The organism is Marivita sp., from assembly GCF_051859345.1.
Classification (GTDB): domain Bacteria; phylum Pseudomonadota; class Alphaproteobacteria; order Rhodobacterales; family Rhodobacteraceae; genus Marivita.
Genome location: NZ_JBHYFV010000001.1, coordinates 62,728 through 79,547 on the forward strand (window position 1 = coordinate 62,728; position 16,820 = coordinate 79,547).

Below are 16,820 nucleotides of genomic sequence, written 5' to 3' on the forward strand. Positions count from 1 at the left end.
AGGGCCAAACGAAGAACGCCCCAAACCAATGTTCGGGGCGTCAAGAGTTTGCTTTGGGACCGCTTCCTGATCAGTGACCGAGGATCTGGCTCAGGAACAGTTTGGTCCGTTCATTCTGCGGGTTGTTGAAGAACTCTTCGGGTTCGTTCTGTTCGACGATCTGGCCCGCGTCCATAAAGATCACGCGGTTCGCCACCTGACGGGCAAAGCCCATCTCATGCGTGACGCAGATCATGGTCATGCCCTCCTCGGCAAGACTCACCATCGTGTCGAGCACCTCCTTGATCATCTCCGGGTCAAGCGCCGATGTGGGTTCGTCAAACAGCATGATCCGCGGCTTCATGCAAAGCGACCGCGCAATCGCGACGCGCTGCTGCTGACCACCCGAAAGCTGGCCGGGGTACTTGTTGGCCTGTTCCGGGATCTTCACCTTTTCGAGGAAGTGCATCGCTGTTTCCTCGGCCTCGCGCTTGGGCGTCTTGCGCACCCAGATCGGGGCCAGCGTGCAGTTTTCCAGAATGGTCAGATGCGGGAACAGATTGAAGTGCTGGAACACCATCCCGACCTCGGAGCGGATCGTGTCGATATTCTTGATATCCGAGGACAGCACTGTGCCATCCACGCTGATCGACCCTTTCTGATGCTCTTCCAGTGCGTTGATGCAGCGGATGAGAGTGGACTTACCCGACCCGGACGGCCCGGCAATGACGATACGTTCGCCCCGATAGACCGTCAGGTCGATGTCCCGAAGAACGTGGAAAGATCCGAACCACTTGTTCATGTTCTGGATCTGGATCGCCACCTCGTCAGAGACAGCCAGTTGCACATTTGCAGTTTCAGCCATGGTTCGGCCTCCTTAACGATGATCAGTGGCAAGCTGTCGCTCGAGCCATTGCGAATATTTCGAGATGCTGAAGCAGACGATAAAGAACAGGAAGACCGCAAAGCCCCACAATTCCCAATAGACGCCGTTCCATTCTGTCGAGGCAAGGATCGGACCACGGATCATACCGACAAGATCGAACATCGAAATGACCGACACAAGCGTGGTGTCCTTGAACAGTCCCACCGCGACATTGACGATGCCCGGAATGGAGATCTTCAGCGCCTGTGGCAGAATGATCAGGCGCATCGCCTGTGCGTAGTCCAGTCCAAGACTGTTGGCCGCTTCGTACTGACCACGCGGCAGAGCCGCGAGGCCGCCACGGATCACCTCGGCGATATAGGCCGATGCGAACATCGTGATCATGATGATCACCCTCAGCACGAGGTCGATATTGGACCCCGGCGGAAAGAAGTAGGCCAGCACCACGTTTGCCACAAAGAGCAATGTGATAAGCGGCACACCCCGGATGAATTCAATGAAGATCACGCAGATCCATTTGATGATCGGCATGGATGACTGACGCCCCAAGGCAAGCATGATCCCGAAGGGCAGCGACAGTGACACGCACACCGTGCCAAGGATCATGTTTAACATGAAGCCGCCAAGGTCACGCGACTGGACCGCCTGAAGCGCAAGCACATCCGGCATGGACGCGGGGATCACGCCACCCGCCCAGATGACCACCACGGCAGAGACCAGACCGGCCAGCATACCCATGGCAAAGCTTTGACGTTCGAACCGCTTGAAGGCAAAATACCCGGCGATCACTCCAATCAGAACCATCAGGGGCGTCAGAAGCGTTCCACCCCAGATCAGCCAGAAGGCAATGAAGGGGTACAACCCGGTGAAGACAAGCATCTGACGCGGAGCCTTGGGATAAAGCACCGGAGCAAGCGCGATGATCAGCAGGACAAAGGCCAGGGTCGGCCGCCAATAGGATTCGGAAGGATAGGTGAAACCGAACAGCAACTGGTTCCAGCGTTCCGTCAGGACCGAGAAACACGCGCCGGTCATACCGTCAAGCATGTCGCGACACTCGGCCAGTGAACTGGTGTTCCAGATCCCGTTGGCGAACCAGGGATAGGCGCCAGAGACGATCTGGTAGATAAAGTAGATCGACACAACCGTCAGGAGGGAATTGAACCATCCCTTGAACAGGTTTTCCCGCATCCACTTGATCACACCCGACTCTGTCACGGGGGGTGGCTGCTCGGGCAGCATCGTGTCACGGACGAAGGCAACGGTCTGGGCATGTGTATCAGACATCTCAGCGCTCCTTCAGCTTAACGGAATTGTTGTACACGTTCATGATCGCCGAAATCGCAAGCGATATGGCCAGATAGAACAGCATCAGGAGGAAAATCGCCTCGATCGCGCGGCCCGTCTGGTTGAGCGTGATGCCCCCCAACGTCCCGGTCAGGTCCATATATCCCACCGCAATCGCCAGCGACGAGTTCTTCGTGAGGTTCAGGTACTGGGAAATAAGCGGTGGAATGATCACACGCAGCGCCTGTGGCAAAACCACGAGGTTCATGATCCGCCCCGGACGCAGACCCAGCGAAGCCGCTGCTTCGGTCTGGCCTGTGCTGACGGCAAGGATACCAGCACGCACGTTTTCGGCGATGAAGGCCGCCGTGTAGATCGACAGGGCAAACCACAGCGCGATCAGGGAATTCCGCATAAAGATGCCGCCCTGAAAGTTGAAGCCCTGAAGCGACGGATATTCAAGCGTGATCGGACGACCAAAAAGGAAAAAGGCAATGATGGTTGGAAGGAAGAAGATCGCAACTGACGGCCACAGCGTGGGAATCAACTGCCCGCGATCAAACAGCACTTTCTTGGCGTAGTTGCGGAACGCGAAAATTCCGGCAATGGACGCAAGGAAGACCGCGACAACGAAACCCGACCCCGGACCGAAAATCGGCGCTGGGGCGTAAAAGCCGCGGCCGGTAAAGGCGAAAGACCCCAGAACCATCGACGCTTCGGCGTCCTCGCCCCTGAAATCACGGGGCTGTGGAAGCACGGCAATAAACACCGCCATGATGATCAGAATCCAGATCAGCACCGGCACATTGCGGAAAATTTCGACATAGATCGACATCAGCTGACGGACGATCCAGTTGTTGCTGAGGCGGAGAACCCCCACGAAGACGCCGATGACAGTCGCCATCAGACACCCGAGAAACGCCACCAACAGCGTGTTCAACACGCCGACCAATGACGCCTGCCAATGCGATGACTGGCTTGTGTAGGGGATCAGTGTCTGGTTGATGTCATAGCCCGCAGGCTCTCCGAGAAACTGGTACGAGATATCCAGCCCAGCGGCGCGAAGGTTGCCAACGAGGTTCGAGCCCAGATAGGCGAACGCGAGAACCAGCAAGACCAGTGCAATAAATTGGAACGTGTAGGACCGATAACGCGTGTCGTTGATCAGCATTGACAGCCGAAACGACCCCGTCGGTGGGTCTGAAATTGTGGACATTCTGTTATCCCTGTTGTTCCGGATTCTTGTGGCGGCGCTTTGCGCGCTCTGATGCCGTATCCGAAGGCTTGTTATTTGATTTGAAAAAGGGCGCGGAATAATCCGCGCCCTCTTTCGAGTTCTTGATCTTACCGGAAGGGCGGGCTGTAGAGCAGTCCACCTTCGGTCCACTGTGCGTTCAGACCGCGAGCGAGACCGATTGGCGTGTTCTCACCGATGTTCTTCTCGAACAGTTCGCCGTAGTTGCCACCCGCCATGATGGCGTTCTTGGCCCAGTCAGCTTCGAGACCCAGCATTTCGCCAAGCGTGCCTTCGGTGCCCAGAAGACGGTTGATTTCCGGGTTGCCGCCGGCAGAGGCCGACATTTCCGCAGCATTGGCCGATGTCACACCCAGCTCTTCAGCAGCGATCAACGCGTTCAGCGTCCAGCGGACGATGTCACCCCAATCGTTGTCGCCGTGGCGAACAAGCGGGCCGAGCGGCTCTTTGGAAATGATTTCCGGCAGAACGATGTGCTCGCCAGGATTTTCAAAAGCGGCACGCGTGGCCGCAAGACCAGATGCGTCTGTCGTGTAGACGTCACATGCACCTTCAAGATACAGCGGTTGAGCTTCCGCGTTGGTTTCGATCGGAACCGGCTCATAGCTCATGTTGTTCTTACGGAAGTAGTCCGCAAGGTTCAGTTCGGTTGTTGTACCGGTCTGAATGCAGACGGTCGCGCCATCCAGTTCTTTCGCCGAGGACACGCCCAGTTCCTTCGGAACCATGAAGCCTTGACCATCGTAGTAGTTGATACCGACGAATTCGAACTTCAGGTCGACGTCACGCGAAAACGTCCATGTGGTGTTACGCGCAAGCACGTCGATCTCACCGGAGGCCAGCGCGGTAAAGCGGGTCTTGCCGGTTGTCGGAACAAATTCAACTGCGGTCGGATCGCCAAGAACCGCCGCCGCAACGGCGCGACATACGCCAACGTCAAAGCCTTGCCATTCACCGTTTGCATCCGGCGCAGCAAAGCCGACGAGGCCAGTTGTCACGCCGCAGTTCAGTGTTCCACGCGCTTTCACATCATCAAGCGTAGCCGCTGATGCAACGCCAGCCGAAAGGCCGGCGACAGTCATCGCGCCAAGAATTGCAAGTTTTTTCATTTTTACCTCTTCCTGTTAGCCCATGCCTTAAGACACGGTTTGCTAGAGCGTATTCACGCCCATACGACGAAAGTAGGATGATCCTACGGTCGTTATAGAGGATTTTGCGGGGATTCACGCGCAGACGTCAAGTCGATTAGCCTATTTTTTGATCAAGCCCGCTTGGTTTCCCCCGCGTCAGGAAGCCGATTGCCCATCGATCAATCGCATAAAAGCGTCTGCGTGCAAAAAGGCAGCCTTCTTGGTGTTGACCATTTCCTGGGCCTCTTCATCAGTGCCCCACTGTTCTTCCTGCCAAATCTCGTCAAGGCGAGAAATGGTCCAAAGGCCTTCCGCAGGTTGAACAGCTTCTTTTGCTGCGAACCCGATAATCAGCGATCCGCTGAGGGAGACCAAATCGTGAAACGCCGCGATCTGGAATGCCGTCATCTGGTGAACGTTTTTTCGCAATTCTGACAGCGCGGCGGGATCTTGCGGGGCGTGAATCACACCAACGCGGGGGTAAAGGCGGGCATTCAAAGCGTTTGCGGCCCAGTCCAGCAGGGGATCCCACTGGGCTGCCTGCCGCGCGACAAGGGCATCAGGCGCATCGGCGCGATAGCACAACAAGTCGCTATCGCCGTAGTCCGCCAGCATATCGGCAACTTCTGCGTGTTGGACGGCAACCTTGTCCACAGCCGCGTTTGCGGTTCGGGTAAAGGGCATTGTCATCGGGTCAATGCGATCAGCCTGTGCGTCGAACTCGGCCGCGATACTTTGGGCGAGCGCAAGGCTTGGCACATGAAGGATCGCCTTCGCTGGTGTCCGCACCGGGCGTCCGTCAAGAACAACACCGTGGCCATGGTCAAGTTCGACCGTATCCGCAACTTTCCAAAAACGTTTCGGTGCCCATTCGCTCATCAGGAACCCTCCATCCAGGATGACAGCGCTGCGGTCAGCTGATCAGCGCTGTCGACAAGAATATCAGCACCCTCGAGATGCGATGCAGCGTGGTTGCCCCATGTGACCCCGATGGTTTGCATGCCTGCACTTTTGCCCATTTGAATATCATAGCTGGTGTCGCCGATCATCACAGCGTGCCCTGCCTCCACTCCGGTTTCGGACAATGCTGCATAAAGCATGGACGGATGCGGTTTTGAGGGATGCGTATCGGCCACCTGCGTTGATTGGAAGTAGCCCTGCAACCCATGTTGGGAAATGATCCGGTCCAGTCCGCGGCGCGACATCCCGGTCGCTGTGGCCATCAACGTAAAATCATCCGCCCGAACAAGATCAAGAACAGCGCGCATCCCCGGAAAGAAGAGCGAGTCTGTCCGGTTGCCCAGCGTGTCATGGCGCGCGAGGGACACTGACCTGTAACGCTCTGCCAGCGCGTGATGCACGTCCGGCGCATGGTCTGGCACCAGTTGGGCCATGTACTGCGAAAGGGACAGGCCAACCCCATGCAGCATCGCCTCGATTGACGGTTCCGGCAGCTTCAGATCGGCAAACGCCTGTTGCACCGCAGTAATGATATGGGCACGGCTGTCGATCAGCGTTCCGTCAACATCAAACACCACCAGCCGAAGTGGTTTGACCATTATTCGATGTCCTCGAACGGATCGGCAGGCACATCCCTTGCGTCCCACTGAACGAAATCCCAGGTGCGTTGCATGTGGTCCGGCAAAGGCGCGGTGATGATCAGCTTGGCACCGGTTACCGGATGCCTGAGCGAAATGGAGCGCGCGTGCAAATGCAGCTTGCTGCTCATCGCGCCGCCCAGCATCGCGCCCCAGCCGTCGCCAAGGTTTTCCTGACCCGATCCGCCGTATTTGCCATCGCCGATGATCGGATGTCCCAACTCGGCCATATGGGCACGCAACTGATGCGTCCGCCCGGTGACCGGCACCATCGCCACCCAGGATGCGCGTTTGGCCAAAGAGCTCAGAACGGCGTAATCCGTGGTCGCGTGTTTGGCACCTTCGGTTCTGGACACCTCATTCGGATGAAGGCAGCGCATCTTCTCGTTTTCACCGCTGGCGCCATGCCCCGGCGCTTTGACGAGACCGAATTTGATCGTACCCATCTGCGGGAACGGCACCCCGGCAACTGCGGCCCAGTAGATCTTGCGGGTTTCGCGCGCCCGGAACGCTTCGGTCAAGGCACTGGCCACCTGGCGCGTCCGCGCCAGAAGCAGGACACCCGACGTGTCCTTGTCGAGGCGATGAACAAGACGTGGTTTTTCGTCCAGACCAAAGGTCAGCGCTTCGGAAAGACCGTCGATATGCCGCGTTTGTTTGCTGCCGCCCTGGGTCGGCAATCCCGGCGGTTTGTTGAGCGCTATGATGTGATCGTCACGATACAGCACCAGCGCTTTCATCATCTCGGCATCTTTGTCGGACACGCCGGGTTTCGGTTGCGACTGGACTTCTCCGGGCGCAGGCAAGGGCGGGATGCGTACTTCCTGCCCGGTGGCAAGCCGCGCGCTTGCCTTGACCCGACCGCCGTCAATCCGCAATTCACCTTTGCGGCACATCTTTTCGATGCGACCTTGCCCCAAATGGGGAAACAGGCGCTTGAGCCAGCGATCCAACCGCTGATCGGCATCGCCCGGCCCAACTGTGATGTTCTGAACTTGGCTCATGCAAAAACACTCCGCGCCGCCAAAAGGCCCAGCGCCAATCCACCGACGGACAATCCGACGGATAAGGCCACATACAGCACCGCTGATCCGACCTGCCCGCGTTCGATCAACGTCATGGTTTCAAGGGAAAACGCGGAAAACGTCGTAAATCCCCCCAAGACACCCGTCATCACGAACGGCGACATTTGAGTCAGCCCCCGATGTGCAGCAGCCACGACAAACACCCCCATCAGGAACGACCCGACGATGTTCACCGTCATGATCGCCAACGGGAATTCCACATGGCCCAAAAGGCGCACGATACCGGCCCCGGTCAGAAACCGAAGACAGGCACCAATCGCGCCGCCCAGCGCCACAAGAGAAAGGGTTGTCAACATGCAGGCTCTGTCGCGCGCGCCCTGTAAGAAGTCAAGCAATGCGCCGCTGCGTTTCAGGCGGGCAACGCTGTGCAGTCGCGCCTTTGACGAGGGACTTATGTGTTTCGCTTGCTGCGCAGCCGCGCAAAGTAATCCATACGTTTCTTCAAGTCCCGTTCAAACCCGCGTTCGACCGGAGCGTAGAATTCGGTTCGGCCCATGCTGTCGGGAAAGTAGTCCTGCCCCGAAAACCCGTCTTCGGCATCATGGTCATAGGCACAGCCCGATCCATATCCCTGTTCCTTCATCAATTTGGTCGGCGCATTCAGGATATGCTTTGGCGGCACAAGCGAACCGGTCTTCTTGGCCGCCGCCCGCGCGCCTTTGTAAGCAGCATATAGCGCGTTCGATTTTGGCGCGAGCGCCAGATAGACAAGCGCCTGCGCGATCGCCAATTCGCCTTCCGGGCTGCCCAACCGTTCAAAGGTTTCCCAGCTTTGCAGACAGACCGCCTGCGCCTGCGGATCGGCAAGGCCAATATCCTCGACCGCCATCCGCGTGATCCGACGCGCCAGATACCGCGGGTCTTCACCCGCATCCAGCATCCGCGCAAACCAGTAAAGCGCCGCGTCCGGGTCCGAGCCGCGCACCGATTTGTGCAGTGCTGAAATCAGGTTGTAATGCGCATCCCCCGATTTGTCGTATTGCGCCGCCCGTTTCATCAGGCGTTGGGCCAGCGCGGCACTGTTGAGAGGTGTTTCGACCGACCACGCCATCACCTGTTCGATCAGGTTCAAAAGCGCGCGCCCGTCGCCATCCGCCATTTCAAGCAGGTTCTCGCGCGCCGGGCCATCCAGGGGCAAGACGCGGTCCAGTTCGACCTCTGCCCGCTGTGCCAGCCGTTCCAGATCCGCCAGATCCAACCGCTCGAGCACCAAGACCTGCGCTCGGCTCAGCAAGGCGGCGTTCAGTTCAAAGGACGGGTTTTCCGTGGTCGCCCCGACAAGCAGGATCGTCCCATCCTCCATATGGGGAAGAAACCCGTCCTGCTGCGCCTTGTTGAACCGGTGGATTTCGTCGACGAACAGCAATGTTCCCCGCCCGGTCTTGCGACGGTGTTTGGCTGCTTCGAACACCTTGCGCAGTTCGGGCACACCAGAAAAGATCGCGCTGATCTGGACGAAATGCAGATCGGTTTCATCCGCCAGAAGCCGCGCAATTGTGGTCTTTCCAACCCCAGGCGGCCCCCAGAACACCACCGACCCGAGGCTGCCCGCCTCCAGCATCACACTCAGCGGCGCATCCGGTCCGATCACCTTGGATTGGCCAATGACCTCGGACAGTTTTCTTGGGCGCAGACGGTCTGCCAAAGGCCGCTTGGCATCGTCGGGGACATCATCCGTGTCAAAAAGGTCCGCCACCTGTCAGGCCCGGAATCGCAGGATCAGGCGCTGCCCACCGCGCTCGGTTTCCATGGCGACGGTGGGCGCTGCTTGCCGCAGGGCTGGGCCGACATCAGACGGGCTCTGGATCACCGCCCGGTCGATCCGCCGGATCACGTCCCCCGGTTGCAGGCCAACACGCCGCCCCAACGGTCCCGGCTCAACAACCACAATCCCCTCCTTGTCGAGCGATAATCCCAGTTCTGCCGCTACCGCAGGATTGATCCGTGCGATCTGCATTCCGGCCAGCACCTCGCGGTCGCTCAAGACGGCCAGATCGCGCGGCGGATCGTCTGGTGGGGCAATCAGTGTCACGGGGGTGCGCATCAGATCGCCCTCGTGCAGATACACGATTTCGACAGTTTCACCGAGCCCCTGAACCGACATGCGGAAGACCATTTCTGCCGGGGTGTTCACCGGTCGACCGGCCACCTCGACAATCACATCACCCACAGTGATACCCGCCTGCGCCAAGGGGCTTGCCTGATGCAGCGCTGTCAAGACGATGCCTTCAGGACGCAACAACCCCAGACCATCGGACAGATCCGCATCCACCGGCTGCCCCGTCACCCCGGCCCACGGACGTTCGAACACGCTTTTGCCATCGCGGGCCTGCTTCAGAAATTGCGCGACAAGGGCTGCCGGAATGGCAAACCCGATACCGTTGGACCCGCCTGACCGCGTCAGGATGGAGGTGTTGATCCCGATCATCCGCCCGGCCACATCAATCAAGGCGCCCCCGGAATTGCCCGGATTTATCGGCGCGTCCGTCTGGATGAAATACCCCCGTGCGCTTCCGGTGGCCGTTCCCGACCGCGCCAGTCCCGACACGATCCCCGAGGACACTGTCTGGCCCACGCCAAACGGGTTTCCGATCGCCAGAACAAGCTCTCCAACCTCAACCGTGTCACTGTCGCGCAATTGCAGAAACGGCATGTCCTCGGCGTCGATCTTGAGGATGGCAAGGTCCGAATCCTCGTCCCCGATCAAGACGCGCGCATGAAATTCCCGACGGTCGTTCAAGACAACCCGGATGTCATCCGCCTGACCAACAACGTGGTAATTCGACACGACGTAGCCATCCGAGGACACGATCACCCCCGATCCAAGCGAGTTCTGAACCCGCGGTCGCGCGCTGCCGAAATCCCGGAAGAACCCGCCGAAAAATGGATCATCCTGAAACGGACTGCGCCGTGTCTGAACCACCCGGCGCGCGTAGATGTTGACGACCGCAGGGGCTGCCTCTTTCACCATAGGCGCAAAGGACAGGCTGATTTCAGCTGCCGAAGAGGGCACCCGCGCTTCGGTACCAGACTGCGCCGACCCCGGCCCAGCCAAGGAAATCATGAGGAATGCGCAAAGAAGTCTGATCACGGTCATAGCCCGGATATGTCGGGCGCATGAGGCTTTTGCAAGTCTGCGATGGCCGCCCGGACGAGGATTTCCTCAACACCGCAAGACCATCGTCGCCGGTGGCGCTGGACCCACGATGCCCTGCGTATGGCGCTTGATGACTTCCGCGCGCGCAGCGCCGAGGACTTTCGGGAGCGGGTCGGAGGCTAACCCTCCAACGTCAACGTAACCCGATCCCCGGCGAACCAAGTGCGCCCATACTCGACCGGGACTCCCGCAGCTTCGACATTCACGCTGGTCGATCGCAAGAGCGGGTCGCCTTCGCGAAGGTGCAGGTGCAGGGCTTGTGTGACATCCGCCAGAACCGCCGTCAGCCGGGTCGAAGCACGGGTATAGTCGGCCACCCCCGCAAGTGCCAAAGCTTCGGTCACGCTGCTGGTCTCGGTCAGGTGTTGGTCCATCGCCTTAACCCGGTCCAGCGGGAACACGCTTTCAAACAGCGCAATCGGCGCTCCGTCCGCCAGTGACAGCCCATGATAGGAACAGACCGGCGCGCCCTCGTCGATCTCGAGCGCCCGCGCTTCGCCCGCGGTGGCAGCACGGGATTCGACATCGAGGATGCGCTTTTCCGGCCGCCGCCCAGCGGCCAGCAGGTTCTCGTGGAACCGTACCCGTTCGCCAATCGGGTAATCAGTGGGTGTTGAGGCGACAAACGTCCCAGCGCCGCGGCGGGTGCGCACCAGACCTTCGGCCACAAGCTGTGACAAGGCGTGGCGCACCGTGTGGCGGTTGACCCCGAACCGCGCCGAGAGTTGGGCCTCGGTCGGGAGCTTGTCTGCGGGCAGGTAACGCCCTTCGGAAATATCCGCCCGCAGCGCCGTGGCGATGGCCTGCCAGACAGGGGTCGAGGACCGGGTGTTACGCAAATTTCACAAAACTCCGCTGTCTCGGATCGGGTAATCTGGTATGATGTATCTAGTTGTATAGAAGATCACAAAGGTGTCGAGATGAAAGACACAACCGACCGGCCCAAGGATCGCAAGGCTTGGATGAGCCTGATGGCGAAGGCCCCCAAAGGACGTATCGCCGCCCTGCCCGACGCGCTGCCCTGCCGCGCCAAGGTGCTTGAACCTCTGGAGCAGGAACAAACCGCGCGGCGCGGCACACGCGCACAAAAGGTCGCCGCCACCAAGGTGGATTTCTTTACCATGTGTCGACCTATCCCATTGGCACGTCGGAATATCCGGATCGGTCTGCCAACCTGTCCCTGCCCGAAACACAGGCGTTTCAGGACAACGCAGCACTGTTCCCGACGGGGCTTGATTTCTTCTTCACAAGCGGCGTCCGCATCGCGGCGCTGCCGCGAAGCACGAAGGTCTCGCGCTCAAGTAGCGAAGCAGTGGTGCAAGAAGGAGCGCGCTGACATGGCCTTTGATCGGCGCATCTCGACCACGTTCAAGGATCTGCCGGGTGGTCAGGTGCTTGGCCTCACGTTTGACAACACGCACCGCCTTCTGGACTTCAAACTCGCCGCCGATGGCAAGACCCCGGATGCACCCACGCGCGAGGCCGAACCCGGCCCAGTTCCGCATGTGACCGACTTCCTGAACCGCGAAGGCCTGATCGAAGAAGCCCCACACGACGACACACCGCCGCCCGACCTGACACACGAACCGCTGGAAATGTCCGCTGACCGGGCGCTGCAGCTGCAAGCGCTGACCCGCGCAGACGAAGGCTTTACCCTGTCGATGGCCCATTCCACGCAACGCGGCTACGCCCGCAGCCACGCCTTTGTCGGCGAATTGCGCATCGGCACCGTGCCGGTCGAAATGGAGAACCCCGAATTGGGTTTTGCCATCGGGATCGGTGAAATCACCCTGACCGAGTGTGAAACCGTCAACCAGTTCAAGGGGTCCAGGACCGAACCACCGCAATTCACCCGCCGCTATGGGTTGGTGTTCGGTCAGACCGAACGCATGGCGATCTCAATGGCGCTGGTCGATCGCGCACTGCGGTGGGAAGAGCTGGGCGAGGACAATGTCGGCGCTCCGGCGCAGGATGCGGAATTTGTGCTTTACCACGCGGACAATATCCAGGCGACGGGCTTGCTCGAACATATCAAGCTGCCGCATTACGTTGATTTCCAGTCCGAACTGGAACTGGTGCGCAAACTGCGCCGCGAGGTCGGGGAAAGCCAACATCAGGATGCGGCAGAATGACCTCAGTCGCCGCCACCATCCCCGCCGCCATCCCCGCCGTCACCGTCACTGTCGGACGACCCTTCAAGGGCCGAATTCAGCCAACTGCCCTCAAAGCAGATGCCGATGAAGGTCCGACCGGCCAAAAGGGCGACAAAGCCCAGCGCAATCAGGATCACGGTCCAGTCCATAAAACCTCACACATCTTTTGCGCGACGGGCGTAGCACGGGACTACGGCCCTCTTGTGGCGTCTGGGACAGGGGGCTTGGCATGACCCCCGCAGCACCACGTTCAACCGCGGCGACGATTCAAGGGAAGGTCGAAAATGCCGCTTTTGTTGGCGGGATCGCAGAACCAGCCATCCGGGCCGATCAGATCGCTGGGCACCAGCCGCTCCAGTCTTGGCAGCAGGCGGAACAGCACCGGCTCAAGCGCGAGCCACGCAACAAGGGCAAGGCCCACCCACCACAAGACATGGATCATCAACGCAACCATAAGACCCCCGGGTTTTCGGACAGCGACTCGTTGCGTCGCAATAACCACAGCAGTGAGACAGTCTTGTGACACCCTCATCAGAGTACAAATTCGCGTATCTGGCCGATCACCCCTTTGACCTTTGCGGGGCAGAAGACAGCTATCTGGACGACGCGGGCGGGCGGATGTTCGTCTGCTCCGACACCGATTATTGCGAAGGGCGGCAGGGGCAAGACTTTCGCAGCAAAGCGGTGGATTGGTTCGAACGGGTCGATGACCGGCCCACCACCTTTTCCGGCGGCATGCAGCAACGCCTCCAGATCGCGCGCAACCTTGTCACCGGACCACGGCTGGTCTTCATGGACGAACCCACAGGCGGGCTAGCTGCCAACCGCGAAGTCGTGCTGTCGCTATTCGAAGCAGCCAAGGCAAGCGGCACAGCGATCATCGGCATCTTCCACGACGAAGCTGCACGCATGCGCGTCTGCGACCGCGAGATCGACGTGAGCCGCTTTACCCCGGCACGCGCGGCATGAGCGGGGGGCGCCTTATCGCAGTGGTCGGCCCGTCGGGTGTCGGCAAGGACAGCGTCATGGCGGGCCTGATCACGGCACGTCCTGAGATGCGCCTTGTGCGCCGCACCATCACCCGCGCGCCGGGTTTGGGCGGCGAAGACTACGACGCCGTGACGTCCGACGCCTTTGCCAAAGCCGCCGAAAGCGGCGCGTTCTGCGTGTATTGGTCGGCGCATGGCCTGTCTTACGGGATCCCGGCGGATGTCCTCACCGATGTGCAGCGCGGCAGGGACTGCCTTGCGAATTTTTCGCGCAGCGCTCTGGAGCAAGCTACCGAGGTTTTCCCGAATATGACCGTGCTCAACATCACCGCTTCACCGGCAACGCTGGCCCGTCGCCTTGCGGGACGTGGCCGCGAAACCGAAGCCGAGATTGCGGCCCGGCTGGCGCAGGCCGACAAGTGCCTGCCGACGGGATTGGACGTGGTGACCATCGCCAATGACGGCGCGCTCGAGGACACCGTCGCGCAGGCGTTTGCTGCGCTTCAACCAGCGAGGGCGTAACGTTGAATCAACTCGAACCGCCCGTCCTGCCGCTCTCCGACCAGCGCCACCTCGTCCATGACAAAGGGCGCGGGCAAGGGCGGCAGATGTGTCCGGGCGGTCTCGGACCAATGGTCGATCTGGTCAACCGGCAGACGTCCGGTCAGGGTCAGGTGAAAACGGAATTCCTCCATGACGTAAGGATAGCCCCAGCGTTGCAACAGCGCCTCTTGCCGTTCCGACAGCCGCGCCTTGCGGCGGCGTTCCAGTTCGGCGGCATCGGGCGGCGCGCGAAACGTGTCCAGCGCCTCGACACAGGTGGCGGCGACACGGGCAATATCAAAGGTGTCCCCAACAGGAGCCAGTGCGAGAAACCGCCCCAAACAAGTCATGGCCAAACCGTCGCTTTGCCCCGGCACGCAGGTCTGCGCCACTTGCGACATCGCCAGTTTCAATCCCTCGACATGGGTTCCTTCGGCCAGTCGAAATGGCGGTTTCAACGTCCCGTGAAATCCGTATTTGCGCGGAGTCATCGTCACATCATCGAGACCGGGCACATCGGGTCGAACAGTGTCGCGCCCCGCGACACAATCCCATCCCAGCCACGCCGCCCCAAACTCGGCCAATGCGCCGTCGGGCGGCAGATAATATACCGCAAAACGAGCGTAGGACATGAATTCTCCTTTCATACCGACCCATTGGACAGAGGCAGATGACGGTTCCATGTCAGAGGTGCTGCATCTTGCCAATGCCCGGATTGATACGCGTTGCGTTTGCGATGGAACACATCTTGCCAGTCGTGGTCCAGACAACAAGGCAGTTCCGGTTGATGAAGGACCAGTCCCCCTTCGACCTCGGTCCTCGCACCAATATCGAAATCCTCGACCCTGGCCTCGGGATGGATGGTGGGTGCATCCGACAAAAGTTTGTCGCCTTGGCCCCGGTCATTTCGCGAGATCCGTCTTGCCGATCAGCTTTGCCCGGATCAGCCCGGAGAGCCAGTCAATCACATAGACCATCGCGATGATGAGAAAGATGATCGACCACGCCTCGTCCCATTTGTACGCCGCGATCCGGTCTGACAGCAGAAACCCGATGCCGCCAGCGCCGACGATCCCAAGGATCGTGCCGGAGCGGACATTGGATTCGAAGTTGTAAAGCAGGATCGACAGGATCACCGGGTTGACCTGCGGCATCACCCCGAAGCGGATTTGTTGCAAGCGCGATCCGCCCGACGCCTTGACGCCTTCGACCGGCTTTTCGGACGTGTTCTCGATGGCTTCGGAAAACAGTTTGGCAAAGGTGCCGATCTCGCTCACCGCGATGGCAAGGATGCCAGGCAGCGGGCCAAGACCGAAGGCGCGAATGAAGATCAGCGCAAGGATCAGCGTTTCGAACGCGCGGATGATGTCGTAGCCGCGCCGCGTGCCGAGGCGGAGGACATTCAGCCGGTTGATGTTCTTCGCGCCAAGGAAGGACAGCGGAAACGCGAACACCGCGCCAAGAACCGTGCCAAGGAACGCGATGGCAAGCGTTTCGCCAAGTCCGTTCAGGATTTCCGAGAACGACTCCCAATTGTCCCAGACATGCGGCGGGAACATGAAGCTGGCTACCGTACCGAACCGAGCCAGCCCCTCCCAAATCCGGGCGGGCGTGATGTTGAAGTCGTAAAGACACCAGATGAACAAACTGATGAAGAACACCCACAGCGCGGTCCGGCGCAGACGCACCTCCAACGGGGCCTGAAAGACCAGGGGCATCCGCGTGCGGGCTGATGCAATCTGGTCTGGCGTCATGGTCATGGCCGGGCCTCCATTCCGATAATGCGATGGCGCAGTTTTTCCGAGCCGTAGTCGATGGCCATCACGGTCACGAAGATGATGACGAAAAGCGCCGAAAGATCGGTGTATTCCTGAAAGCTCATCGCGGTGCGGAATTCCTGACCCAGACCACCCGCACCGACATAGCCGATGATCGACGACGCGCGCACGTTGATCTCGAAGCGCAAGAGCGTGTAGCTGACGATATTGGGCAGAACCTGTGGCACCGCGCCATAGCGGATCTGGTCGAACCATGTCCCGCCCGCCGCCTTGACGCCTTCGAGCGGGCGCATGTCGATGTTTTCATTCACCTCGGAATAGAGCTTGCCCAGCGCACCGGTGGCGTGCAACCCGATGGCCATGACACCTGCCATCGGCCCCACCGAAAAGCAAAAGACGAAGATCAGCGCCCAGACCAGTTCCGGCACGGTCCGCGCAATCTCGAGATAGCGGCGCGTGATCCAGAACACCCATTTGTTCGGTGACAGGTTTCGCGCAGCGGGGAACGACAATACGAACCCGCCGATCACTCCCAGAACGGTGGCCATATAGGCGATCAGGATGGATTCGAACAGAAGCTCAAGCCAAATCCTCCAGCGCCAGAACCAGTTGGCAAGATCGGCGCCAAGTGTCTCCCAGCGCAGGGTCGGGATGGTCTTGGAAACATATTCCCCAAGTCGCGGAATACCCGCCGGGATGATCCAGCGCCATTCACGCGATCCGTCCGGCATGGTTACCTGCGTGACCTTGAAGAAGTCACCGATCCACGCGGTCAGCCCGAAGGCACACACGAAAACGGCCGTTCCGATCAGCCAGAACAGGCGTGCCCTGCGGCGTTGCTCGGAAAAAGCGGCCTCGAACTGTGTGATCCGGTTGCCGGATGCAGGCACCGATCCGCCCGCGAAATCAACGGTCGCTGTCATTGTCGTATCCCCCAACAAGGATGATGGGCGAAGCCGCCCACCATCGCGCTTTGTTCC

General features: G+C 59.8%; 17 protein-coding genes and 3 pseudogenes. 4 read left to right on the top strand and 16 right to left on the bottom strand.

All coding sequences use genetic code 11. The features are described 5' to 3' along the window. Positions 1-70: 70 nt before the first annotated feature. From ACTIEN_RS00345 to phnF, 11 genes are all read right to left on the bottom strand, one after another. Complete coding sequence (locus ACTIEN_RS00345) at positions 71-844, bottom strand: amino acid ABC transporter ATP-binding protein (protein ID WP_439521108.1); 774 nt, start codon at positions 842-844, stop codon at positions 71-73. A 12-nt stretch (positions 845-856) separates the two neighbouring features. Further along, positions 857-2,152, bottom strand: coding sequence for an amino acid ABC transporter permease (locus ACTIEN_RS00350; RefSeq protein WP_439521109.1), 1,296 nt, complete (start codon positions 2,150-2,152; stop codon positions 857-859). A gap of 1 nt (position 2,153) precedes the next feature. Continuing rightward, positions 2,154-3,368 carry an amino acid ABC transporter permease gene (locus ACTIEN_RS00355; RefSeq protein ID WP_439521110.1) on the bottom strand — a complete coding sequence of 405 codons (1,215 nt, stop codon included), beginning with the start codon at positions 3,366-3,368 and terminating at the stop codon, positions 2,154-2,156. A 128-nt stretch (positions 3,369-3,496) separates the two neighbouring features. Then, positions 3,497-4,516 (bottom strand): amino acid ABC transporter substrate-binding protein, encoded by a 1,020-nt coding sequence (locus ACTIEN_RS00360; RefSeq protein ID WP_439521111.1) that lies wholly within the window; start codon positions 4,514-4,516, stop codon positions 3,497-3,499. A gap of 177 nt (positions 4,517-4,693) precedes the next feature. After that, positions 4,694-5,416, bottom strand: coding sequence for an ATP12 family chaperone protein (locus tag ACTIEN_RS00365; protein WP_439521112.1), 723 nt, complete (start codon positions 5,414-5,416; stop codon positions 4,694-4,696). Beyond that, positions 5,416-6,096 (bottom strand): HAD-IA family hydrolase, encoded by a 681-nt coding sequence (locus ACTIEN_RS00370; RefSeq protein ID WP_439521113.1) that lies wholly within the window; start codon positions 6,094-6,096, stop codon positions 5,416-5,418. Before ACTIEN_RS00370 ends, ACTIEN_RS00365 begins: the two co-directional genes overlap by 1 nt. Then, a complete protein-coding gene (locus ACTIEN_RS00375) occupies positions 6,096-7,139 on the bottom strand; it encodes an RluA family pseudouridine synthase (protein WP_439521114.1) in 1,044 nt (347 codons plus the stop codon). The genes ACTIEN_RS00370 and ACTIEN_RS00375 overlap by 1 nt, the downstream gene beginning before the upstream one ends. After that, positions 7,136-7,516, bottom strand: a complete 381-nt coding sequence (crcB, locus tag ACTIEN_RS00380; protein WP_439521115.1) for a fluoride efflux transporter CrcB — start codon at positions 7,514-7,516, stop codon at positions 7,136-7,138. Before crcB ends, ACTIEN_RS00375 begins: the two co-directional genes overlap by 4 nt. A gap of 95 nt (positions 7,517-7,611) precedes the next feature. Continuing rightward, positions 7,612-8,916: a replication-associated recombination protein A gene (locus tag ACTIEN_RS00385; protein ID WP_439521116.1), complete on the bottom strand. Its 1,305-nt coding sequence runs from the start codon at positions 8,914-8,916 to the stop codon at positions 7,612-7,614. Between the two features lie 3 nt (positions 8,917-8,919). Beyond that, on the bottom strand, positions 8,920-10,311 hold the full coding sequence (locus tag ACTIEN_RS00390) for a trypsin-like peptidase domain-containing protein (protein ID WP_439521117.1): 1,392 nt from the start codon (positions 10,309-10,311) through the stop codon (positions 8,920-8,922). Positions 10,312-10,496: 185 nt separating this feature from the next. Further along, positions 10,497-11,216 carry a phosphonate metabolism transcriptional regulator PhnF gene (gene phnF / locus ACTIEN_RS00395; RefSeq protein WP_439521118.1) on the bottom strand — a complete coding sequence of 240 codons (720 nt, stop codon included), beginning with the start codon at positions 11,214-11,216 and terminating at the stop codon, positions 10,497-10,499. A 284-nt stretch (positions 11,217-11,500) separates the two neighbouring features. On the opposite strand from phnF, the pseudogene ACTIEN_RS00400 reads away from it, so the two are divergent. Together ACTIEN_RS00400 and ACTIEN_RS00405 are read left to right on the top strand one after the other, a co-directional pair. Further along, positions 11,501-11,713 (top strand): annotated as a pseudogene (locus ACTIEN_RS00400) (phosphonate C-P lyase system protein PhnH); the annotation flags it as partial. Beyond that, positions 11,703-12,509 (top strand): annotated as a pseudogene (locus ACTIEN_RS00405) (carbon-phosphorus lyase complex subunit PhnI); the annotation flags it as partial. The pseudogenes ACTIEN_RS00400 and ACTIEN_RS00405, both read left to right, overlap by 11 nt. A gap of 2 nt (positions 12,510-12,511) precedes the next feature. Here the strand turns inward: ACTIEN_RS00405 and ACTIEN_RS00410 are convergent. Together ACTIEN_RS00410 and ACTIEN_RS00415 are read right to left on the bottom strand one after the other, a co-directional pair. Beyond that, positions 12,512-12,679, bottom strand: coding sequence for a hypothetical protein (locus tag ACTIEN_RS00410; protein WP_439521119.1), 168 nt, complete (start codon positions 12,677-12,679; stop codon positions 12,512-12,514). Between the two features lie 101 nt (positions 12,680-12,780). Then, complete coding sequence (locus ACTIEN_RS00415; protein WP_439521120.1) at positions 12,781-12,972, bottom strand: hypothetical protein; 192 nt, start codon at positions 12,970-12,972, stop codon at positions 12,781-12,783. A gap of 272 nt (positions 12,973-13,244) precedes the next feature. Between ACTIEN_RS00415 and ACTIEN_RS00420 the strand changes: the two are divergent. Together ACTIEN_RS00420 and phnN are read left to right on the top strand one after the other, a co-directional pair. Further along, positions 13,245-13,499: pseudogene (locus ACTIEN_RS00420) on the top strand (ATP-binding cassette domain-containing protein); the annotation flags it as partial. Beyond that, positions 13,496-14,041: a phosphonate metabolism protein/1,5-bisphosphokinase (PRPP-forming) PhnN gene (gene phnN / locus ACTIEN_RS00425; RefSeq protein ID WP_439521121.1), complete on the top strand. Its 546-nt coding sequence runs from the start codon at positions 13,496-13,498 to the stop codon at positions 14,039-14,041. The pseudogene ACTIEN_RS00420 and the gene phnN, both read left to right, overlap by 4 nt. On the opposite strand, the gene ACTIEN_RS00430 is transcribed toward phnN, so the two are convergent. From ACTIEN_RS00430 to phnE (ACTIEN_RS00440), 3 genes are all read right to left on the bottom strand, one after another. Then, positions 14,023-14,694, bottom strand: coding sequence for a DUF1045 domain-containing protein (locus tag ACTIEN_RS00430; RefSeq protein WP_439521122.1), 672 nt, complete (start codon positions 14,692-14,694; stop codon positions 14,023-14,025). The two genes, phnN and ACTIEN_RS00430, sit on opposite strands and share 19 nt — an antisense overlap. Before the next feature lie 270 nt (positions 14,695-14,964). After that, the gene (gene phnE / locus ACTIEN_RS00435; protein ID WP_439521123.1) at positions 14,965-15,822 is read right to left on the bottom strand and encodes a phosphonate ABC transporter, permease protein PhnE; all 858 of its coding nucleotides are present in this window, start codon (positions 15,820-15,822) and stop codon (positions 14,965-14,967) included. After that, a complete protein-coding gene (phnE, locus tag ACTIEN_RS00440; protein WP_439521124.1) occupies positions 15,819-16,763 on the bottom strand; it encodes a phosphonate ABC transporter, permease protein PhnE in 945 nt (314 codons plus the stop codon). The genes phnE (ACTIEN_RS00435) and phnE (ACTIEN_RS00440) overlap by 4 nt, the downstream gene beginning before the upstream one ends. Between the last annotated feature and the right edge of the window lie 57 nt (positions 16,764-16,820).